This is a genomic window from Shewanella sp. FDAARGOS_354, from assembly GCF_002209245.2.
GTDB lineage: Bacteria > Pseudomonadota > Gammaproteobacteria > Enterobacterales > Shewanellaceae > Shewanella > Shewanella xiamenensis.
This window is the reverse complement of the sequence record NZ_CP022089.2, coordinates 4137450-4159189: the sequence shown is the minus strand read 5'-3', so window position 1 is coordinate 4159189 and position 21740 is coordinate 4137450. Positions and strand designations below refer to the sequence as shown.

The following is a 21740-nucleotide window of genomic DNA, read 5'->3' as shown; positions in this document are numbered from 1 at the left end:
ATCTTCTATCAAGCAAATCTGTGTGAACACTCAGGCACATGGATGTGCCGTGTGTAAGAAACGCATGGAGCAGTTTCTTACCAACCAAACATCGAGTTAGTCGTATAGGTAAGGAGGTGATCCAGCCCCAGGTTCCCCTAGGGCTACCTTGTTACGACTTCACCCCAGTCATGAACCACAAAGTGGTGAGCGCCCCCCGAAGGTTAAGCTACCCACTTCTTTTGCAGCCCACTCCCATGGTGTGACGGGCGGTGTGTACAAGGCCCGGGAACGTATTCACCGTGGCATTCTGATCCACGATTACTAGCGATTCCGACTTCATGGAGTCGAGTTGCAGACTCCAATCCGGACTACGACGAGCTTTGTGAGATTAGCTCCACCTCGCGGCTTTGCAACCCTCTGTACTCGCCATTGTAGCACGTGTGTAGCCCTACTCGTAAGGGCCATGATGACTTGACGTCGTCCCCACCTTCCTCCGGTTTATCACCGGCAGTCTCCCTAGAGTTCCCACCATTACGTGCTGGCAAATAAGGATAGGGGTTGCGCTCGTTGCGGGACTTAACCCAACATTTCACAACACGAGCTGACGACAGCCATGCAGCACCTGTCTCACGGTTCCCGAAGGCACAAGTCCATCTCTGGTCTCTTCCGTGGATGTCAAGAGTAGGTAAGGTTCTTCGCGTTGCATCGAATTAAACCACATGCTCCACCGCTTGTGCGGGCCCCCGTCAATTCATTTGAGTTTTAACCTTGCGGCCGTACTCCCCAGGCGGTCTACTTAATGCGTTAGCTTGAGAGCCCAGTGTTCAAGACACCAAACTCCGAGTAGACATCGTTTACGGCGTGGACTACCAGGGTATCTAATCCTGTTTGCTCCCCACGCTTTCGTGCATGAGCGTCAGTCTTTGTCCAGGGGGCCGCCTTCGCCACCGGTATTCCTCCAGATCTCTACGCATTTCACCGCTACACCTGGAATTCTACCCCCCTCTACAAGACTCTAGTTCGCCAGTTCGAAATGCTATTCCTAGGTTGAGCCCAGGGCTTTCACATCTCGCTTAACAAACCGCCTGCGCACGCTTTACGCCCAGTAATTCCGATTAACGCTCGGACCCTCCGTATTACCGCGGCTGCTGGCACGGAGTTAGCCGGTCCTTCTTCTGTAGGTAACGTCACAGATGAGCCGTATTAAGACTCACCCTTTCCTCCCTACTGAAAGTGCTTTACAACCCGAAGGCCTTCTTCACACACGCGGCATGGCTGCATCAGGGTTTCCCCCATTGTGCAATATTCCCCACTGCTGCCTCCCGTAGGAGTCTGGGCCGTGTCTCAGTCCCAGTGTGGCTGATCATCCTCTCAGAACAGCTAGGGATCGTCGCCTTGGTGAGCCATTACCTCACCAACTAGCTAATCCCACCTAGGTTCATCCAATCGCGAGAGGCCCGAAGGTCCCCCTCTTTCCCCCGTAGGGCGTATGCGGTATTAGCAGTCGTTTCCAACTGTTATCCCCCTCGACTGGGCAGATCCCTAGGCATTACTCACCCGTCCGCCGCTCGCCACCTCATAAGTAAACTTACTTGTGCTGCCGCTCGACTTGCATGTGTTAGGCCTGCCGCCAGCGTTCAATCTGAGCCATGATCAAACTCTTCAATTAAAAGTTTTTTGTTTCCGAAGAAACGACTCAATGAATTCTACTGTTTTGATTCGCTTTGCTCACTAAGAAGCATCGCGTTTCAATTCATACATTACTGTATGTACATATTGCTATGAACACTCATTCATTGATTTAATTCTTTGATTACTCGCCAAACGGCAGAATAATTTCGATTAACTCAACACCTGTGAGTGTCCACACAGATTTGCTTGATAAATTGTTAAAGAGCGTTGACCATCGCATTATCACAAGTGATTTCAGCGGGTCAGGGCTGCGTATTTTACGCATTCCCGTTTTTGCGTCAAGTAGTTTTTTAAACTTTCTTTTCGCTCATCAAGGACTGAATCACTTGATGAACTGGCACTTGCAACTGCGTATCGCTGTCTGCCGTGTCAGTGGATGCGCATTATAGGCAGCGGAACTTTTTGTGCAAGCGCTTTTTTGTATTTTTTCGATCTTTTTTCAATAGTTTCAGTTAGTCACAAAGTACCCACTAGTTACCCCCAACGTTATCCACAAAAGGCAATTTTACTGCTTTATTTGTGAACAAAGCATGACTTGCCATAACTGGAAGGCTGGAGATTCAAATAAGCTTTATATAGATGCAGACAGATTCAATGATTTGTATCTGGCTTTGAGTAGGCATGAAAAAGGCGACTATTACAGTCGCCTTTTAGAATTAGGTGCACGTGTTGAATTAGCTTAGCTTACCGTGACACTGCTTATATTTACGGCCAGAGCCACAAGGACAAGGATCGTTACGGCCAACTTTATCGCCATCTCGGATCATTGGTGTGTGCGCCATCATCTCGTCGCTACCATCATCCCCACCAACTAAGGCTTCGGCTGCTGCGTGCTGATAGTCGCGTTGGATTTTGGCATCTTCTTCACGACGACGAGCTTCCATTTCTTCAACATCAGATTGAGCTTGCACTTGAACTTTAGACAACACGCTAATCACGTCATGTTTCAGCGTATTCAGCAATTGTTGGAACAGTTCGAATGACTCACGCTTATACTCTTGCTTTGGATTCTTCTGCGCGTAACCACGTAAGTGGATGCCTTGGCGTAAATGATCCATTGCGGCTAAATGCTCTTTCCACAAGCCATCAAGGGTTTGTAGCATCACTGCTTTTTCGAATTGGCGCAGTACTGAGGCACCGACCATTTCTTCTTTAGCTTTATAAGCATCTGACCAAGAAGTGATAATACGCTCACGTAGGCTTTCTTCGTGTAAGTCGTCTTCTTTATCGAGCCATTCTTGGATTGGCAGTTTAAGCATAAACTCTTGGTTTAGGCGCTGCTCTAACCCAGGAACATCCCATAACTCTTCTACTGATTGTGGTGGAATGTACTGATCGATTACCGCACCAATTACATCGTCTTGGATGTTTTTAATCGTGTCTTCAATACTTTCCGCATCCATCAACTCATTACGCTGGGCGTAAACCACTTGGCGTTGATCGTTTGCCACGTCATCGAATTCAAGTAATTGCTTACGAATATCGAAGTTACGTGCTTCTACTTTACGTTGAGCATTTTCGATTGCACGGGAAACCCATGGATGTTCGATCGCTTCGCCTTCTTCCATGCCCAGCTTTTTCATCATGCCGGAGACGCGATCAGAAGCGAAGATACGCATTAAACTATCTTCCATCGACAGGTAGAAACGTGAAGAGCCCGCATCACCTTGACGGCCCGCACGACCACGTAGCTGGTTGTCGATACGACGTGATTCGTGGCGCTCGGTACCGAGAATGTGTAAACCACCCGCAGCAACGACTTCGTCATGACGCACTTGCCAATCAGCTTTGATCTTGGCTTTTTGCTCTGGGGTAGGATTTTCCAGCGCCTCGATTTCCATATTCCAGTTGCCACCAAGCACGATGTCGGTACCACGACCAGCCATGTTAGTGGCAATGGTTACGGCGCCAGTACGGCCAGCTTGGGCAACAATCTCGGCTTCTTTTTCATGGAACTTAGCGTTAAGCACTTGGTGCGGGATCTTTTCCTTCACCATTAAGCGCGCTAACAGTTCTGACTGTTCGATAGAAACGGTACCGACCAATACAGGTTGGCCACGCTCGCGGCAGTCTTTGATGTCTTTAATAATCGCTTGATACTTTTCATTAGCGGTTAAGTAAACTAAATCCGCCATATCCTTACGGACCATTGGACGGTTAGTTGGCACCACCACGGTATCTAAACCATAGATGTGTTGAAACTCAAACGCCTCGGTATCGGCAGTACCTGTCATGCCCGCTAACTTCTCATATAAACGGAAGTAGTTTTGGAAGGTAATCGATGCTAGAGTTTGGTTTTCGTTTTGAATACGAACACCTTCTTTGGCTTCAACAGCTTGATGTAAACCTTCTGACCAACGACGACCTGGCATAGTACGACCGGTGTGTTCATCAACGATGATCACTTCGCCATCTTGAACGATATAGTCCACATCACGCTCAAATAAGGTATGAGCACGTAGTGCTGCGTTCACATGGTGCAGTAGCGAAATATTAGCTGCTGAGTAAAGTGAGTCGCCTTCGGCTAACATGCCACGTTCAATCAGCAGGTTTTCAACCTTCTCTTGACCGCGTTCAGTAAAGTGCACTTGTTTGGCTTTTTCATCAATGGTGTAGTCGCCTTCGCCCACATACTCTTCAGAGTCTTCTTTATCTTGACGGATAAGATTAGGGATAAGCGTGTTGATCTTGATGTATAGCTCAGAGCTGTCTTCCGCTGCACCAGAGATAATCAATGGCGTGCGGGCTTCGTCGATAAGGATTGAGTCGACTTCGTCGATCAGTGCATAGTGTAATGGACGTTGAACACGCTCTTGTGGTGAAAACGCCATGTTGTCGCGCAGATAATCGAAACCAAATTCATTGTTGGTACCGTAGGTAATATCGGCGTTATAGGCATCTTTCTTCGCCTGTTGGCTAAGGCCAGCAACGTTAATCCCAACAGTTAAACCTAAGAATTCGAACAGTGGACGGTTATTCTCAGCATCACGGCGTGCTAAGTAATCGTTGACGGTAATAACGTGAACGCCTTTGCCCGTTAAGGCATTTAAGTAAGCAGGCAGTGTTGCGGTTAAAGTTTTACCTTCACCCGTACGCATTTCAGCGATACGGTTACTATCAAGTACCATACCACCGAGTAACTGCACGTCGAAGTGACGCATTTCGAACACACGCTTAGATGCTTCACGCACGGTGGCAAACGCTTCCGCCATAATGCTATCTAATGAAGCGCCCGCAGCTAAACGCTCACGAAACTCTGCGGTTTTCGCTTTAAGCTGCTCATCGGTTAATTTTTCATAATCGGCTTCAAGCGCATTAATCTTATTAACTACTTTTTGTAACCCTTTAAGGGTACGGTCGTTGCGACTACCAAATACTTTTGTCAGTAATTTACCAAACATCTGAATCACTTATTTTCTGTAGGCCAAGTCCATGATGGAAACTAGAAGCCAATGTTTCAATTAACTTGCTTTGCGGTAGACAAACTTTTGTGGATCTATCTGCTGTCCGCCACGCAACACTTCATAATGCACATGAGCCCCTGTTGAGCGCCCAGTGCTTCCCATACTGGCGATGGTTTCGCCTTTAGCGACCACATCACCTACAGCTACTGACAAAGCTTTATTATGGCCATAGCGTGTACGTAAACCGTTACCATGGTCGATTTCGACCAATTCGCCATAACCAAACATATTCCCAGCCCAAGTCACCACGCCTGCTGCAGTCGCGACAACTTTAGCCCCTTCCCGACCGGTAAAATCGATCCCTTTGTGCATGGTTCGACGACCGTTAAAAGGGTCATTACGTAATCCGTAGGGCGACGATAACCAACCTTTATCGAGTGGGAGCCCTGATACATAACGTTCAGCATCTATATGGTGGTTAGATGACACTGTTTCAAGTAGTGATAGTTGAACATTATTGTTGTCAATTCGTGACGCCAGTTTATCCATATCTTCGATAAGCTGACTAATTTCGATATTTGAGCCTAATTCGCTTAAACCACCAACCCCAACTTCAGATGAGAAATCAAAGTCTTCATCCAATTTGTTTTGTTTTGCGACTTGTTGACCTAAGGCCTCGAGACGGGTGATTTTAGCTTGCATGCGCGCGACATGGGTCGCCAGCATGGCTAGCTGTGACTCTGTGGCACTTTTAAGCTCTAAGACTTGCTTCTTTTGTTGTTCGCGTTGGATTCGATCGTTATCGACACTGGCTTGCTGATTTTCAAACTTAGCAGAGTTGTGTTGATAAATACCGGCACCAGTAGCTAACAATAGCATGGGAAGGATCAACCAGCGTTTACTGGGTTGCCAGCGCGTAACGCCATTCCGACCTTGAATAAATACTGTTACACTCATAGCCTAATTCAGCCATCTTATTATCATATGAAAAAGCCCCCTCAGGATCTCAGCCAATTACTACACCAATCAGGCACATTACCCGACATAGCTGAGAAAGCGGAACTACTTTTATATCTGGATCAGCACGTGAAGCAGATTGTCGCAGGTCCTGTTGCGGAGCAGCTGAAAGTCGCTAATTTCCGCCAGGGTGTTCTTGTGGTTGAAACCACTTCGGCAGCATGGGCCGCACGAATTAATTTCCAAAAGCCGAAACTACTCGCGCAGCTTCAAGCAGAAACGCTCCCAATCCTTACCGCAATTGAAGTTAAAGTCAACCCGAGATTAGCATTGTATGACGCAAAGCCGAAACAGGCGCATAAGGCACTGAGTCCAGCCGCTGCAGAACATATTGCCGCACTTGCAGAAAATGTGAGCGGGACACTAGGCGAAAAACTAAAACGGCTGGCCACATTGGCCAGCCGTAATAAGTAAACATCAGACGCAATTAAGCGAAGACCGCGCCACCAGGTACAGCAAAGCTAACGGGCACATCGGCTTCTTTCTCAAAGCTCACTAACTCCCACGCATCTTGCTGCGCCAATAAGGCACGTACTAACTGGTTATTCAGAGCATGACCCGTTTTATAGGCAGTAAACTCACCAAGAATGGCGTGTCCTGCCACATAGAGATCACCAAACGCATCTAAAATTTTGTGCTTAACGAACTCATCCTCATAACGCAGGCCGTCGGGGTTGAGGACGCGATATTCATCAAGTACAACTGCGTTTTCCATGCTGCCACCTAATGCTAGGTTATTCGCACGCAGATACTCAATATCACGCATAAAACCAAAAGTACGAGCGCGGCTAATGTCTTTAACAAAAGCTGAAGTAGAGAAGTCCATCACCACATGCTGTTGGCTGCGAGCAATTTCGGGGTGAGCAAAGTCAATTTTAAAGTTGACTCTAAAACCTTTGAAAGGCTTGAGCTCGGCCCACTTATCACCGTCTTCAACACGCACAGGGCGTTTAATCTTTAAGTACTTCTTAGGTGCAGACTGCTCTTTAATACCCGCAGACTGAAGTAAGAAGACAAATGGGCTCGCACTGCCATCCATAATTGGGATTTCAGGGGCGTCCACTTCGATTACGGCGTTATCAATGCCTAAACCCGCTAAGGCTGCAAATAAATGCTCAATAGTCGAAATACGAATACCTTCGTCATTGACAAGTGCCGTGCACATCGTGGTTTCGCGAACTTGTTCCGCCTTTGCTGGAATAGCAACGGCAGGACTCATATCGGTACGCACAAGTACGATCCCTGTATTGACTGGTGCGGGCATAATGCTCAAGGTGACCTTATTCCCAGAGTGCAAACCGACTCCGGTAGCTTTCACCATTTTTTGAACAGTTCTTTGAAATATCATTCAGTTACCCGTTTAGATTTCAATAATTAAGCCTAATATTTGCGCACACAGCGGCAGCAAAACGACCACATAGGTTCAACATAGTAACATAAGTTAGCTATGTCATACAAATGTCGTCATTGGGTGGTATTGCCGATAGAGCAATACATCACCCGATACGCTGGACTCAAATACCTGTTTTAATCAGCTTGCTTACGCAAAAACGCTGGGATATCTAAGTAATCCAATTCATGCTTTGTTGAAGGCGCTGGCGCAGGAGCAGGTGCTGGCGATGCAGGTAATACGTTACCCTTTGGCGCCGCATAGCTCACATGAGTTGCTTCTTCGACATAAGCTTCAACTTTTGGTTCCACAACCACTGGTTCTGGACGTGGTGCTGGCTTAGAAACTAATTGGATATCAGGACGCTTTTCAGCACCAATACCCGTTGCAACTACGGTTACGCGCAGTTCGTCGCTCATTTCTGGGTCGATAACCGCACCCACAACCACGGTAGCATTGTCAGAAGCATAAGCTTTAACATGGTTACCAACAGTTTCAAATTCTTCGATGCTCATGTCCATACCTGCGGTAATGTTAACTAACACACCACGGGCACCGGCTAAGTCGATGTCTTCTAATAATGGGCTGGCTACAGCAGCTTCAGCCGCTTCTTCTGCACGGTCTTCACCACGTGCAACACCAGTGCCCATCATGGCATTACCCATTTCAGACATAACGGTTTTCACGTCCGCAAAGTCGACGTTAATCAGACCTGGGCGAGTAATCAGCTCAGCAATACCTTGTACTGCGCCGAGTAACACGTTATTCGCTGCGGCAAACGCATCGAGTAATGACGTACCACGACCCAATACTTTTAATAATTTTTCGTTAGGGATAGTGATTAGCGAATCCACGTGCTTAGCAAGCTCAGCGATACCTTGCTCGGCATAAGCCATGCGCTTTTTGCCTTCGAAAGGGAAAGGCTTAGTCACGACCGCAACCGTTAAGATGCCTTCTTCACGAGCGATTTGAGCAACAACTGGCGCAGCACCTGTACCAGTACCACCGCCCATACCGGCGGCGATAAAGATCATGTCTGAGCCTTTGATCGCTGCACGAATGTTTTCGCGGTCTTCTTCCGCTGCGGCACGACCCACTTCGGGGTTGGCGCCAGCGCCAAGCCCTTTAGTGACATCGCGACCTAATTGAATCGTTGAGCCAGCGCCAGATTTACGTAGCGCCTGTGCGTCTGTATTGGTAACGACAAACTCAACACCTTCAATGTTGTGTTTGACCATATGTTCGACAGCGTTACCGCCGCCGCCGCCAACGCCGATGACTTTAATCACCGCGTCGTCTGAGTGAGTGTCCATGATCTCAAACATTGTCTGATCTCCGTGTTGCCTGCGTTATTAAAATTCACCCTTAAACCAGCTTTGGACCCGATTCCAAGCACTGGTAACCCCTTGACGCTCAGGACGCTCGAATTGACGCTCAAGCACCCGTCTTGCACCGTAGTGAAGCAATCCAACCCCAGTGGAGTAAATAGACTGATCCACGTATTCGTATAACCCTTTAACTGGCAATGGTGAGGCGACGCGAACAGGCATACCAAAGGTTGCCTCCGCAATGTCCACCACGCCTTGAATCGACGCCGTACCACCTGTTAGCACGATACCTGCGGCGATTTGGTCTTCTAAACCACTGTCTTTCAGCTCCTTGAGCACTAACTCAAATAGCTCTTGATATCTCGGCTCAACCACTTCGGCCAAAGTATGGCGCGACATGCTACGCGATGGGCGACCACCCACCGAAGGCACTTCGATACTGTCTTCGCGGCTCACCATGGAGCTGCGTGCACAGGCGAACTGCACTTTAATTTGTTCGGCATGTGACGACGGCGTGCGGAAAATCTTCGCGATATCGTTGGTCACTTGGTTACCCGCAACGGGCACAACCGCGCAATGACGTAGCGCACCATTGGTATACACAGCGATGTCCGTCGTGCCACCCCCGATATCGACGATACACACACCTAAGTCTTTTTCATCGAAGGTTAATACCGCATCCGCCGACGCAATGCCGGAGAACACTAAGTCATCGACCTTCAAACCACAACGCTCAACACTCTTAGTGATGTTCTTCGCCATATCATTGGCGCAGGTCACTATGTGTACCTTGGCTTCCATCCGCATGCCTGACATGCCGATAGGGCTGCGAATGCCGTCTTGTACGTCAATCGCGTATTCCTGCGGTAACACATGCAGAATACGACGTTCGGTCGGGATCTTCACCGAGCGCGCGGTGTGAATCACGTTGTCGACGTCTTCCTGTGTCACTTCTTCATCGTTAATCGACACCATGCCATTTTCGTTTTGGCAGGCGATATGTTTACCGGAAATGCTCAGGTAAACCGATGATACTTGGCAGTCTGCCATTAATTCCGCTTGATCGAGCGCGCGTTGCACACTGCGCACGATGGAGTCTAAATCGTTAACGCCACCTTTATCCATGCCCCTTGAAGGGTGGTTACCAAGGCCGACTATGCTGATTTCGCCATCGGGCAGAACTTCGCCTATGATCACTGCGACTTTAGAGGTTCCTATGTCCAATCCGACGATCAGATTTCTATCTTGGTTTTTGGTCATTAATTATCGGCTCTCTTGTTTGTGCATCGCCCCAGCCTACGGCCAACCCTGTGTCGTAGCGCAAATCCACTCTGGCAATCGGTTTATCTTGTTTCGCCAATAATGGGTAAACAGTGATAAACCTTTGTATCCTTGCCATTTTATCTTCTCGACCTAGGTCTAAAACAATACCGTTACCTAGTGTCGCGTGCCACGCATGACGTGGTGTTAAACTCAAATTGGCTAAGGTAAAGCCATTAATCTTCAGTAGCGAGTTAACCTGCGCGTAGGCGGTTAACACTTCGGTCCCCATATCATCTGGCCCAGATAAATAAGGCAGATGCTCTAACTCAGGGTGCGATGGCGCTTCAAACACTTCACCATGCACATTGAGCCAAGCGGTACCATTCCAATGGGCGACCGGTTGTTGCTCCTGTAAATACACCCTGAGTTTCGCAGGCCATTCACGTCTCACTGACGCACGATACACCCAAGGTAAAGCTTCTAATGCCTGTTGCACTAAGGTGATGTCAGCACTAAAAAAACTCCGCTGCATTAAATCCTGTAGTGCAATTTGTATATCCCTATCTGTGGTGTAAGTCCGCTCACCTTTAATGGCGACCGCTTCAATGGGCAAAGTGCTGGCATCATTTAAAAACTTATGTAGCAGGTAGCCGCCAAAAACAAAACTACCAATGACTAACCATAAAAAACCAATCCCACTCCACAAGTACCAATTAACCCGTGACATCCTCGCCCGCCAGTGTCGCCTCTTATCACTCCAAGACACGTTTGTTTCCACCCTTCAACGACACTACTAAAAACCACAGAAAACCGGCCATTATATAGCGCTAAAACCTCGGATCAACATTTCCTTTAAATCCAAGTTGTCACGCAATTCATCAAGGTTTTACCTCGGTTGTCACAGCCGTGCTAAAGCCTAATTCAGTGGCGGCTAACTGACGCGACAAGGCACCTATATTACCTGCACCTTGGGTCAACAATAAATCCCCTTCCTGCAACACATCGGGTAGCACTTCAGCTAACTGATCTGGGCTAGCAATAAATATGGGGTCTAACTGCCCACGCAAACGAATCGAACGGCATAGAGCCCGACCATCGGCACCGGGGATCGGTGCTTCACCGGCACTATACACATCGAGCAATAGCAAGCAATCTACCTGAGATAACACTTCAATAAAGTCTTCGTACAGATCGCGAGTACGAGTGTATCTGTGTGGCTGATAAGCCATCACTAAACGTTTGTCAGGCCAGCCTGCACGCGCCGCTTTAATGGTCGCCGCCACTTCGCTGGGGTGATGACCATAATCATCCACTAACATCACTTCGCCCTTTGGCGTCGCGAACTTGCCTAAGTGTTGGAAACGACGACCAATACCCTGGAATTCAGCCAAGGCTTGAATGATGGCGCTATCATCAATTTCATCTTCTGTCGCCACGGCAATCGCTGCCAGTGCATTTAATACATTGTGCTGACCCGGCAGATTAAGCAGCAGGTCTAAATCTTCTTTGCCTTTACGTCTGACGGTAAAGCGGCATTGGTGACCCTGCTGATGAAAATTCAGCGCCTGCACGTCGGCATCGTCACTGAAGCCATAGGTGATCATATGACGACCTATACGCGGCATAATCTCACGTACGACTGGATCATCGATACAAACGACAGCCACGCCATAGAATGGCAGGTTATGTAAAAAATCCACGAAGGTCGATTTGAGCTTTTCAAAATCACCACCGTAGGTATCCATATGATCGGCTTCGATATTCGTCACTACGCTGACCATAGGTTGCAGATGCAGGAAGCTCGCATCACTTTCGTCTGCTTCGGCGATCAGGTAACGACTCGTGCCTAAGCGGGCATTGGTGCCAGCGCTGTTAAGTAAACCACCGATAACAAAAGTTGGATCGCGCCCCGCTTGACCATACAAACTGGCAATCAAACTGGTGGTCGTGGTTTTACCGTGAGTTCCTGCAATCGCTACACCATGGCGATAACGCATCAACTCAGCCAACATCTCAGCGCGGCGCACGATAGGAATACGCAATTCCTTCGCCGCAATAATCTCTGGATTCTCAGGATTAATCGCGGTCGAGACCACCACCACATCGGCTTGCTGCACGTTATCGGCGCCATGGCCGATATGAATTTTCGCGCCCAGCAGGCAGAGTCTGTCAGTCACGGCGTTTTGTGCGATATCAGAACCACTAACGACATAACCTTCGTTTACTAATACTTCAGCGATCCCGCCCATGCCCGCGCCGCCAATACCGACGAAATGAATACGCTTAATCCGGCGCATTTCTGGGATCATACTTCTTAGCTGTAAGTATCTTTCTGTCTTAGTCATACCTATCCTTTCTCGGCGAGAGCGATACACACTTGGGCCACCTGTTCGGTTGCATCCAGTACGGCAACATCTCTCGCTCTTTGGCCCATTTGGGCTAATTCTGCTCTGTCATTGGCGAGTAACTGTAATTTACTCACCAGCTTATTCACGTCCAAGATGGCCTGCGGCAATAGGAAAGCGGCGCCAGCCTCAACCAATACTTGAGCGTTACGGGTTTGGTGATCATCCACTGCATGGGGATAAGGCACCAGAATACTCGGAAGTCCCACCGCCGCTAACTCGGATACCGTCAGCGCGCCAGCGCGGCACAATACCACATCTGCCCAGCGATAGGCGGCTTCCATATCATCAATAAATTCGGCAACGTTAACGCCGCCCTCTTGTCCTTGCTGTTGATAAGCCGACTTCACTCCTGCCAGATTATCCTTACCCACTTGATGCCAAACCGTAATCGACTGCTGTTTACTGAGCGCAGCCACGACTTCAGGCATTAAGTCGTTAAAGACTTTGGCGCCTAAGCTGCCGCCTACCACCAAGACTTTTAAGGCATCATCCGCGGCTTGCTTAGGCTCGGCACCTAAGGCAATTAACTCGCGACGGATGGGGTTACCCACCACCTTTGCCTTAACCTGAGTGAAGGTATTTTTAAAGGCGCACAGTACTTGATTCGCAATTCGCGAGAGCAACTTGTTGGTCATTCCCGGAATGGCATTTTGCTCATGCAGCACTAAGGGCACGCCCGCTAATTTGGCCGCCACACCGCCCGGACCACTGGCGAATCCGCCCATGCCCAGCACCACATCGGGCTTGAACTCGGCAATCAAGGCCTTGGCTTGCAGAATCGATCGCACCACTTTAAAAGGCGCCGCCAATTTACGTACTAAACCATTGCCACGCACGCCCTTGATGTCGATAAAATCGATATCGAAGCCATACTGAGGCACTAAGCGCGCCTCCATACGGTCGGCTGTACCTAACCAACGCACTTGCCAACCTTGCTGCGCTAAATATTTTGCCACCGCGAGTGCCGGGAACACATGTCCGCCCGTGCCGCCTGCCATGACTAAAATACGTTTACCCGCGTCGGTCATTACTTCAATCTCCCTTGCACGGCCTGAACTAAACTCATGCGCCGCTCATAATCGATGCGTAGCAATGTCATTGCCGCCGCAGTCATGACCCATAAACTACTACCGCCGTAACTCACAAAGGGCAGTGTTAACCCTTTAGTAGGTAACATACCAATGCTTGCGCCCACATTAACGACGGTCTGAAAACAGATCCAAATCCCAATGGCATAGGCCAGATAACCCTCGAAGGCTTTGTCCATCACCAGACATAAATTGCCGAGGCGAATGGCCCTTAATGCCACAAACAGCAACACGGATAAGACCGCGATAATGCCGATAAACCCTAACTCTTCACCAATCACGGCAAAGATAAAGTCGGTATGCGCCTCGGGGAGGTACTCCAACTTTTGAATACTGTTGCCAAGGCCCTGGCCGAACCAATCACCTCGGCCGTAGGCCATCAGCGATTGAGTTAACTGGTAGCCACTACCAAACGGATCTTGCCAAGGGTCTAAAAACGATGTCACCCGGCGCATACGATAAGGCTCGAGCAGTACCAGCGCGACGAAAGCTAAAATGCCAGCAAAGATCAGCGCGAAAAAGTCCAGCAACCGAGCACCCGCGAGAAACAACAGTCCAACAGTGCCGACAAACAACACCACCACAGTGCCTAAGTCGGGCTGCATCAAAATCAAAATCGCGTAAATCGCAAATACCGCAATCGGCTTATAGAAGCCCTTAGCATTTTCACGCACTTCCTGATGACGGCGCACCAGATAGCCCGCCATGTACACAGAAAACGCAAACTTAGCGACCTCGGCCACTTGAATACGGATTGGACCGATTGATAACCAACGGGTCGCGCCGTTTACGGTAGTTCCCACGACCAGTACTGCCAGTAACATCAAAAATACAACCAGCAGCATGATAGGGCTCATCCGCTGCCAAGTTTGCATTTCAACCCTCAGCACAAATGCGGCAATCACTAAACATCCCAACAGATAACCCACATGGCGAGTCATAAAATGGAATGGGTTACCCGTCAGTGTTTGTGCCTCGGGCATAGAGGCCGACATCACCATTACAAAACCAAAGCCAATCAAAGACAAAACAGCAGTGAGCAAAGCCCGATCGTACAATTGCGCGCCCGGGACTTCGGTATCTCGTTGCCAGTTGGGCAGTGCATGCAGCACTCGCCCAAACAGGCTGAGCTGTCTTGCATCACTCGCCATCGAGTTGCTCCACTTGGCTTCTAAAATCATCACCACGGGCCATAAAGTTGCTGTACATATCCAGACTTGCACAGGCGGGCGACAACAACACAATATCACCCGAAGTCGCTAATTGAGCGGCCTTAGCAACAGCGGCAGCCATTGAATCAACCTTAATAGCGCCTTCTTTCAGCGCGGCAATCTTATTGCCATCTCTACCTAAGGTAATGAGGTGAGTCACTTTTGTTAACGGCTCGGCCAGTGGACTGAAATCCGCACCTTTACCATCGCCGCCAGCAATCAAAATAATGTCGCCGAGGTGATCGCTTAAACCATCAAGGGCCGCAACAGTAGCCCCCACATTGGTTGCTTTAGAGTCATTCACATAGGTCACACCACCTTTGACCCCTACCACTTCGCAACGGTGAGAAAGGCCAGTAAAGGTGCGAGCCACTTTGGCCATCACTTGCTTATCCACACCCACCGCGTAGACCAAAGCCATTGCAGCAAGTAGGTTGGCATGGTTATGACTGCCAATCAGCGACACTTCGGTGATTGGCATGATTTCACTGTGGCCGTGATAAATCTTGCTGTCGCAAATGCCCCACTCGTCGCCTTCAGGCGGCGCTAAACCAAAGCTGTTTTGGTTCATGGGTTCAGTTGGGATAGTCAGCGCATCATCACGGTTAAAAATGATGGAACGACTTTGATGATACAAACGTAGTTTGGCCTTCCGATAGGCATCCATATCGCTGTACCTGTCCATATGATCTTCCGTCACGTTTAAACAGGTTGAGGCCACACAATTCAAGCTATGGGTGGTTTCCAGCTGGAAACTCGATAACTCAAGCACAAAAATATCCGCATTCTCTTGCAGCAAATCCAGCGCCGGAGTACCAATATTGCCTCCCACAGCAACAGCAATGCCTGCTTCTCGCAGCATTTCGCCCACTAAGGTGGTGACTGTCGTTTTGCCATTTGAGCCCGTAATCCCAATCACGCATGGTTTACGGTCAGCAATTTCACGGGCAAATAACTCAATATCACCAATGACTTCAATCCCCATATCCAGTGCCGCGCGCACTTCGGGAGTATCAATCGCAATCCCAGGACTGATAATGATTTGCGTCGCCTGCACTAGATAACGGCAATCAAATCCGCCAGCAATTAATTGCACCTCAGGGAATGAACTTGCCAGTGTTTCGGCACCTGGAGGCTGGCGACGGCTATCCATCACCAACGGCGTAATGCCTTTTCCACACAAATAGCGCACTACCGAGAGCCCTGTGGCACCCAAACCTAATACTATGTGTGAATAATGACTTTGCATGAGTGATTACCTTAACTTCAACGTGGCTAAGCCGAGCAACACTAAGAAAATAGAGATAATCCAAAAGCGGACAATCACGCGTGGTTCAGGCCAACCTTTTAACTCGTAGTGGTGATGGATAGGCGCCATGCGGAATATCCGTTGACCGCGTAATTTGTAAGAACCGACCTGCAATATCACTGACACGGTTTCCATGACAAACACCCCGCCCATGATCACTAATAGAATTTCTTGGCGAACTAATACCGCAATCGCACCTAATGCAGCCCCTAAAGAAAGAGAACCCACATCGCCCATAAAGACCTGTGCTGGATAAGTGTTAAACCATAAAAAGCCTAAACCTGCGCCCACAATCGCGGTGCAAACGATCACCAGCTCACCAGAGCCAGGTAAATGCGGAATATGCAGGTAATTGGCAAACTGAGCATGACCAGACAGATAAGCAATCAAGGCAAATGCTGCTGCTACCATTACCGTTGGCATAATCGCCAAACCATCGAGACCGTCGGTTAAGTTCACTGCGTTGCTTGAACCCACGATAGTAAAGTAGGCCAATACGATAAACACAGCGCCAAGCTGTGGCATCACGTCCTTAAAGAAAGGCACGACTAACTGGGTTTCACCCGGGTTAGACGCTGTGGTGTAGAGGAAGAAAGCAATAATCAACGCCGCTAAAGATTGCAGAATATACTTCCAGCGCGCAATTAATCCCTTAGTATCTTTACGTACCACTTTGCGGTAATCATCAATAAAGCCAATCATGCCGAAGCTGCCTAAAACAAACAGCATCACCCAAACATAACGGCTACCAAGATCGCCCCATAACAGCACACTGATAAAGATGGCCGCAAGGATCAGTAAACCACCCATAGTCGGCGTTCCGCGCTTACTGAAATGCGACTCAGGCCCATCATTACGCACCACTTGACCAATTTGCATTAACTGCAAACGCTCAATAAGTTTAGGACCCCACCATAAACTAAATACTAATGCGGTTAACAAGCCCAAAATGGCTCGAAACGTCACATAGGAAAATACGTTAAACCCAGTGTGAAAACGGGTTAAATACTCGGCCAGATACACCAGCATCTACACTAACTCCCCACGCCCGAAGGCTACTGTTAGGCCATCCACGACCCGCTCCATTGCGGCACTTCGTGAACCTTTAACTAAAACCGTCACCTGTCCCGGCAACTGGTTGATGTGTTTTATGAGTTTTTCTACTAACGTCGCCACGCTGTCATGGTGCTCCGCCCCGAAAGCTTGGCTAGTATGCTGAGTCAAGGTGCCAGTACAGAACAGGGCATCAATCCCCTGTTGCTTTGCCAGTTGTCCCAGATCAGCGTGTAAAAGGGGCGCATTGTCGCCTAATTCGCCCAAATCTCCCAGTACCAAACAACGATTTTCAGAAATTTCCTTTAACCAAGCGATAGCCGCCCCCACGGATACAGGGTTAGCGTTATAGCTATCATCGATTAAACGGACTCGGCCTAATTGAGTCGGCTGCATACGTCCCTTCACAGGGATAAGTTTGCTTAAGCCTTCGGCGATCTCTTTTAGACTTAATCCTAATGCGATACAAACACTTGCAGCAGCTAAGGCATTGCTGACTTGATGACGTCCCGCTAAAGGTAAGGTCACTTCGCAGGACTCACCCGCATAATTAAGGATAAAGCGGTAACAACCATCGCTATTGGCTTTATGGCCAGTCGCAATCACATCGATTTGGCGTTTCGCCGCGCCTTCCTGCTGGGAGAAGCTCAATTGCTTATAATGCTTGGCTTTAACACGCATCACATCAGCAAAGGCGTCGTCAGCATTAATAATCGCAGTGCCGCCTTGTTGTAGATGGTTATAGATTTCCGATTTCGCTTGGGCAACGCCGGCCTGTGAACCAAATCCTTCTAAGTGGGCACTGCCGACGTTATTGACTAACGCTACATGCGGACGGACCAAAGCAGAGGTGTAATCAATCTCGCCTTTATGGTTAGCCCCTAACTCAAATACCCCATACTTATCTTCGGGGGTTAAGCGCAGTAGGGTTAAAGGTACGCCGATTTCATTATTAAAATTACCCGCGGTGTAAAGTACTTGATGCTTAGCCGACAAAATAGTGGCAATCATCTCTTTCACGCTGGTTTTGCCGTTAGAGCCAGTTAATGCCACACAAATAGGATTCACTTGGTCGCGGACATAGGCGCCAATCGCGCCCATGGCCTTTTGGCAATCGGCAACAATTAGCTGCGGAATATCAAAGGCCAATTCACGTTCAACCAGTAATGCAATGGCGCCATTTTCAATTGCCGTGGCCGCAAAATCATGGCCATCAAACCGCTCACCCTTTAAGGCGACGAAAAGGGTCGCGGGGCCGATTTTACGGCTATCGCTGCTTAATGCTTGGATGGTGACATCGTCACCGACTCGATGCGCACCTAAGTATTGGCTCAGTGCCCCGAGGGAAATTGGGATCATTAGCGTTGCTCCGATAACTGACGTGCCAGGGCGCGTTCATCATAGTCATGACGCACACCTGCCGCCTCTTGGTAAGTTTCATGGCCTTTGCCCGCAAGCAAAATCACATCCCCAGATTTAGCCTGTGCGACGACTTGTTTAATCGCAGCCACACGGTCAACCTCGGTCAGCGCTCGCTCTGGGTGAGTCAGCCCTTGGATAATATCGGTAATAATTTGGTTAGGATCTTCGCTGCGGGCATTATCGCTAGTCACCATAATGCGATCGGCAAATTGCTCCGCCGCACGCCCCATTAAAGGCCGCTTACCCTTGTCACGGTCGCCACCGCAGCCAAACACGCACCAAAGCTCCCCTGCACAGTGACGACGCAGGGCATTAAGTGCCTGTTCAATCGCATCGGGGGTGTGGGCATAATCGACGACTAAGGTGATGTTGTCCGCGGTGGTAAAACGTTCCATACGGCCAGACACGGGCACTAAGTAAGGTACCTTGGCAGCTAATGCACGCATATCCATTCCCTGTAAATACAGGGCTGATAGTGCAGCGAGTAAATTCGAGAGGTTAAAGGCGCCTAATAACGGGGAACGAATATCGATTTCGCCCTCGGGCCAGACTAAGGTTGCCTGCACGCCTTGGTCATTGAATTGGGCATTCTTAGTGTAAAACGTCGCATCGGTATGCGCTTCAATGCTAAAGCCCCACATCTTCGCAGGAACGTTTGCCAGCTCGGATAACCAAGCGATGCCCACGGGATCATCGAGATTCAGTAGGCCGTGGCGCAGAGAGTCGAAGCGAAACAGCATTTGCTTGGCCGCGGCATAGTTTTCCATATCACCGTGGTAGTCCAAGTGATCACGGGTCAGGTTAGTAAATACCGCCACATCGAAGGGCACTGCATCGACTCGCCCTTGAACTAAACCATGGCTCGAGACTTCCATCGCACAGGTATTTACACCTTTATCTGCAAATTCACGCAGTTGGCGCATTAAGGTAATGGCATCGGCGGTCGTATTACCGCTATCGACTAACTCGCCCCACAGGCCATTGCCGAGCGTGCCCATCACCGCCGCTTTACCCTCAAGCAGGGTCACTAATTGCGCGCACAATTGGCTTGTCGAAGTTTTGCCATTAGTCCCTGTAATACCCACAATGGCCATAGATTGACCTTGAACAACGGGATAACGCACCGCAGCCACCGCTGAAACGTGCTTAGCTAAGTCGTAGAAGTAAATCTGCACGCCTTGCTCAGCCGCAATAACTTTGCCTTGCTCTTGGGGATTATCCGTATGCACTAACACCGCCGCCGCACCTTGGGCTAAGGCCTTATCGATAAACTGACGACCATCGACCTTGTGTCCTGGCAGCGCTAAAAACACATCGCCGCGACGTATTGCGCGGCTATCTAGAGTCAAATCTTGGAAGGTTTGTTCACCCGCGTAGGAGAACCAAGGGGCGAGTAGATCCCTTAATAACATTATTCAGTTCTCCCGGCGAGACCCGCCAATTGCACCTGTTCTTTATCGGAAATGGGTTCAACATTTAACATTTGCAGTGCGCCTGACATCACCTTAGCGAAAGCAGGCCCTGCCACTGAACCACCATAATAGAGATCGCCCTTAGGTTCATTGACCACAACGACGATAGCGAGTTTGGGATTATTCACCGGCGCAACACCTGCAAATAACGCAACATAATCATCACCATAACCACCGGCTACTGCCTTACGGCTGGTGCCCGACTTACCTGCGACGGGATAACCATCGATATGCGCAAGCGTACCTGTACCACCTTTTTCGGTGACACCCACCATCATTTGCAGCACGTCTCTGGCTACTTCTTCTGAAATCACCCGTTCACCTTCGGGCGGCTTTTTAAGTTTTAAAATCGATACTGGATATAAAGTGCCGCCATTGCCTAAAGTCGCGTACATCCGCGCTAACTGCAGCGTCGTCGCGGTTAAGCCGTAACCAAAGGATAAAGTGGCACGCTCAAAGTCAGACCAACGGTGGCGATCTTGGATAAGGCCTGCGCTTTCTCCCGTTAAGTTAATCCCTGAAAAACTACCTAATCCCATGGATTGATAAGTGCCGAGTAACTGCTGTACAGGTATCGACAGGGCTAATTTACTAATGCCCACGTTACTGGATTTGGCTAAAATACGCGCTAGCGTCATATCACCGTAGTTAGATGCATCACGCACTTGGCGTCCACCTAAACGCATCCAACCTGGAGAGGTTGGGATCACATCGGTGGATTTAACGGTGCCCGCTTCTAACGCCGCCGCAACCACAAAGGGTTTAATGGTCGAGCCGGGCTCGAAGGTGTCCGTCATCGCGCGGTTACGCATTCTGAAGGTTTGAAAATTATCACGGGAATTAGGGTTGAAGGAGGGCGTATTCGCCATCGCTAACACTTCACCCGTGTGGATATCGAGTACCACAATCGACCCTGATGTCGCTTGGTTCATCTCTGTGGTGCGCTTTAACTCGCGATAGGCAAGCTGCTGGATCCTATGGTCGATACTCAGGACAAGATCATTTGGGCTTTCGCCTTCTTGGACGATATCGAGGCGCTCAACCACATGACCATCACGTGACTTACGTACTTTCTGTTTGGATGGCGTACCAGTAAGCCAACTGTTATAGGCATTTTCAACGCCTTCAATACCAACATCATCGATATTAGTGATACCGATAAGCTGGGCAGTTATCTCACCACCGGGATAGTAACGGCGAGACTCAGACTTTAAAAATACCCCAGGCAATTTAAGCTGAGTGATGTAGTCCGCCACTGCAGGAGTCACTTGACGCTTAAGGTAGGTAAAACGTTTGGTTGGATTGCTACGGACTTTATCGAGTACGTCTTCAACGGGTTCGTGTAATACGTCAGCCAGTGCTTGCCAACGACGCATATCTGTAAAGCCATTGCTATCGTTAACTTGCTTTGGATCTGCCCACACTGCACGCACTGGCACACTCACCGCCAGCATATCCCCATTGCGATCAGTAATTAAGCCACGCTGTACCTCACGACTGGTAGTACGTAACGTACGCATATCGCTCTCATGGCGAAGCTTATCAGGCTCAATAATTTGGATATAAGCAGCACGACCCACCAGGCTTGAAAACATCGCAAATACAAAACCAACCACGACGTATAACCGCCAATGGATCAGTTGTGGCTTTTGCTTTTTGCTTGCCTGTTTGGTTTTTGCTTGCCTAATCATATCTTCCCTA

At 49.1% G+C, this 21740-nt stretch carries 15 protein-coding genes and 1 rRNA gene; 1 reads left to right on the top strand and 15 read right to left on the bottom strand.

The features are described 5' to 3' along the window. Positions 1–109 precede the first annotated feature (109 nt). From CEQ32_RS18750 to CEQ32_RS18740, 3 genes are all read right to left on the bottom strand, one after another. Positions 110–1651 (bottom strand): 16S ribosomal RNA (locus CEQ32_RS18750). A gap of 697 nt (positions 1652–2348) precedes the next feature. Continuing rightward, the gene (secA, locus tag CEQ32_RS18745; RefSeq protein WP_037422805.1) at positions 2349–5075 is read right to left on the bottom strand and encodes a preprotein translocase subunit SecA; all 2727 of its coding nucleotides are present in this window, start codon (positions 5073–5075) and stop codon (positions 2349–2351) included. Between the two features lie 60 nt (positions 5076–5135). Beyond that, the gene (locus CEQ32_RS18740; protein WP_037428847.1) at positions 5136–6035 is read right to left on the bottom strand and encodes a M23 family metallopeptidase; all 900 of its coding nucleotides are present in this window, start codon (positions 6033–6035) and stop codon (positions 5136–5138) included. A 27-nt stretch (positions 6036–6062) separates the two neighbouring features. Here CEQ32_RS18740 and CEQ32_RS18735 point away from each other — a divergent pair, with 27 nt between their 5' ends. Next, entirely contained in the window at positions 6063–6509 is a 447-nt protein-coding gene (locus CEQ32_RS18735; RefSeq protein ID WP_037422811.1) for a DUF721 domain-containing protein, read from the top strand. Between the two features lie 13 nt (positions 6510–6522). Here the strand turns inward: CEQ32_RS18735 and lpxC are convergent, their stop codons facing one another. From lpxC to CEQ32_RS18675, 12 genes are all read right to left on the bottom strand, one after another. Beyond that, complete coding sequence (gene lpxC / locus CEQ32_RS18730) at positions 6523–7443, bottom strand: UDP-3-O-acyl-N-acetylglucosamine deacetylase (protein ID WP_037422814.1); 921 nt, start codon at positions 7441–7443, stop codon at positions 6523–6525. A 179-nt stretch (positions 7444–7622) separates the two neighbouring features. Continuing rightward, positions 7623–8810 carry a cell division protein FtsZ gene (ftsZ, locus tag CEQ32_RS18725; protein ID WP_011624294.1) on the bottom strand — a complete coding sequence of 396 codons (1188 nt, stop codon included), beginning with the start codon at positions 8808–8810 and terminating at the stop codon, positions 7623–7625. 27 nt (positions 8811–8837) lie between these two features. After that, on the bottom strand, positions 8838–10073 hold the full coding sequence (gene ftsA / locus CEQ32_RS18720) for a cell division protein FtsA (RefSeq protein WP_011073897.1): 1236 nt from the start codon (positions 10071–10073) through the stop codon (positions 8838–8840). Beyond that, positions 10054–10803 carry a cell division protein FtsQ/DivIB gene (locus CEQ32_RS18715; RefSeq protein ID WP_037428855.1) on the bottom strand — a complete coding sequence of 250 codons (750 nt, stop codon included), beginning with the start codon at positions 10801–10803 and terminating at the stop codon, positions 10054–10056. Before CEQ32_RS18715 ends, ftsA begins: the two co-directional genes overlap by 20 nt. Positions 10804–10954: 151 nt before the next feature. Next, the gene (gene murC / locus CEQ32_RS18710) at positions 10955–12421 is read right to left on the bottom strand and encodes a UDP-N-acetylmuramate--L-alanine ligase (protein ID WP_037422821.1); all 1467 of its coding nucleotides are present in this window, start codon (positions 12419–12421) and stop codon (positions 10955–10957) included. Positions 12422–12423: 2 nt separating this feature from the next. After that, positions 12424–13512 (bottom strand): undecaprenyldiphospho-muramoylpentapeptide beta-N-acetylglucosaminyltransferase, encoded by a 1089-nt coding sequence (gene murG, locus CEQ32_RS18705; RefSeq protein WP_088586585.1) that lies wholly within the window; start codon positions 13510–13512, stop codon positions 12424–12426. After that, positions 13512–14723 (bottom strand): cell division protein FtsW, encoded by a 1212-nt coding sequence (gene ftsW, locus CEQ32_RS18700; protein ID WP_055647665.1) that lies wholly within the window; start codon positions 14721–14723, stop codon positions 13512–13514. The genes murG and ftsW overlap by 1 nt, the downstream gene beginning before the upstream one ends. Next, complete coding sequence (murD, locus tag CEQ32_RS18695; protein ID WP_047536139.1) at positions 14713–16032, bottom strand: UDP-N-acetylmuramoyl-L-alanine--D-glutamate ligase; 1320 nt, start codon at positions 16030–16032, stop codon at positions 14713–14715. The genes ftsW and murD overlap by 11 nt, the downstream gene beginning before the upstream one ends. Before the next feature lie 6 nt (positions 16033–16038). Further along, positions 16039–17121 carry a phospho-N-acetylmuramoyl-pentapeptide-transferase gene (mraY, locus tag CEQ32_RS18690; protein ID WP_037422832.1) on the bottom strand — a complete coding sequence of 361 codons (1083 nt, stop codon included), beginning with the start codon at positions 17119–17121 and terminating at the stop codon, positions 16039–16041. Continuing rightward, a complete protein-coding gene (locus CEQ32_RS18685; protein WP_088586584.1) occupies positions 17122–18504 on the bottom strand; it encodes a UDP-N-acetylmuramoyl-tripeptide--D-alanyl-D-alanine ligase in 1383 nt (460 codons plus the stop codon). It abuts the gene before it with no gap. Beyond that, positions 18504–19982, bottom strand: a complete 1479-nt coding sequence (gene murE, locus CEQ32_RS18680; protein ID WP_088586583.1) for a UDP-N-acetylmuramoyl-L-alanyl-D-glutamate--2,6-diaminopimelate ligase — start codon at positions 19980–19982, stop codon at positions 18504–18506. The genes CEQ32_RS18685 and murE overlap by 1 nt, the downstream gene beginning before the upstream one ends. Continuing rightward, positions 19979–21730, bottom strand: coding sequence for a peptidoglycan D,D-transpeptidase FtsI family protein (locus CEQ32_RS18675; protein ID WP_037422838.1), 1752 nt, complete (start codon positions 21728–21730; stop codon positions 19979–19981). Before CEQ32_RS18675 ends, murE begins: the two co-directional genes overlap by 4 nt. Positions 21731–21740: the final 10 nt, after the last annotated feature.

What these genes read in the sequence shown, in the direction of transcription:
- CEQ32_RS18675 (WP_037422838.1), bottom strand. Translation starts at nt 21,730, where the DNA reads ATGATTAGGCAAGCAAAAACCAAACAGGCAAGCAAAAAGCAAAAGCCA.
- mraY (WP_037422832.1), bottom strand. Translation starts at nt 17,121, where the DNA reads ATGCTGGTGTATCTGGCCGAGTATTTAACCCGTTTTCACACTGGGTTT.
- lpxC (WP_037422814.1), bottom strand. Translation starts at nt 7,443, where the DNA reads ATGATATTTCAAAGAACTGTTCAAAAAATGGTGAAAGCTACCGGAGTC.
- CEQ32_RS18740 (WP_037428847.1), bottom strand. Translation starts at nt 6,035, where the DNA reads ATGAGTGTAACAGTATTTATTCAAGGTCGGAATGGCGTTACGCGCTGG.
- secA (WP_037422805.1), bottom strand. Translation starts at nt 5,075, where the DNA reads ATGTTTGGTAAATTACTGACAAAAGTATTTGGTAGTCGCAACGACCGT.
- CEQ32_RS18685 (WP_088586584.1), bottom strand. Translation starts at nt 18,504, where the DNA reads ATGATCCCAATTTCCCTCGGGGCACTGAGCCAATACTTAGGTGCGCAT.
- CEQ32_RS18735 (WP_037422811.1), top strand. Translation starts at nt 6,063, where the DNA reads ATGAAAAAGCCCCCTCAGGATCTCAGCCAATTACTACACCAATCAGGC.
- ftsW (WP_055647665.1), bottom strand. Translation starts at nt 14,723, where the DNA reads ATGGCGAGTGATGCAAGACAGCTCAGCCTGTTTGGGCGAGTGCTGCAT.
- ftsZ (WP_011624294.1), bottom strand. Translation starts at nt 8,810, where the DNA reads ATGTTTGAGATCATGGACACTCACTCAGACGACGCGGTGATTAAAGTC.
- murG (WP_088586585.1), bottom strand. Translation starts at nt 13,512, where the DNA reads ATGACCGACGCGGGTAAACGTATTTTAGTCATGGCAGGCGGCACGGGC.
- murD (WP_047536139.1), bottom strand. Translation starts at nt 16,032, where the DNA reads ATGCAAAGTCATTATTCACACATAGTATTAGGTTTGGGTGCCACAGGG.
- murC (WP_037422821.1), bottom strand. Translation starts at nt 12,421, where the DNA reads ATGACTAAGACAGAAAGATACTTACAGCTAAGAAGTATGATCCCAGAA.
- CEQ32_RS18715 (WP_037428855.1), bottom strand. Translation starts at nt 10,803, where the DNA reads ATGTCACGGGTTAATTGGTACTTGTGGAGTGGGATTGGTTTTTTATGG.
- ftsA (WP_011073897.1), bottom strand. Translation starts at nt 10,073, where the DNA reads ATGACCAAAAACCAAGATAGAAATCTGATCGTCGGATTGGACATAGGA.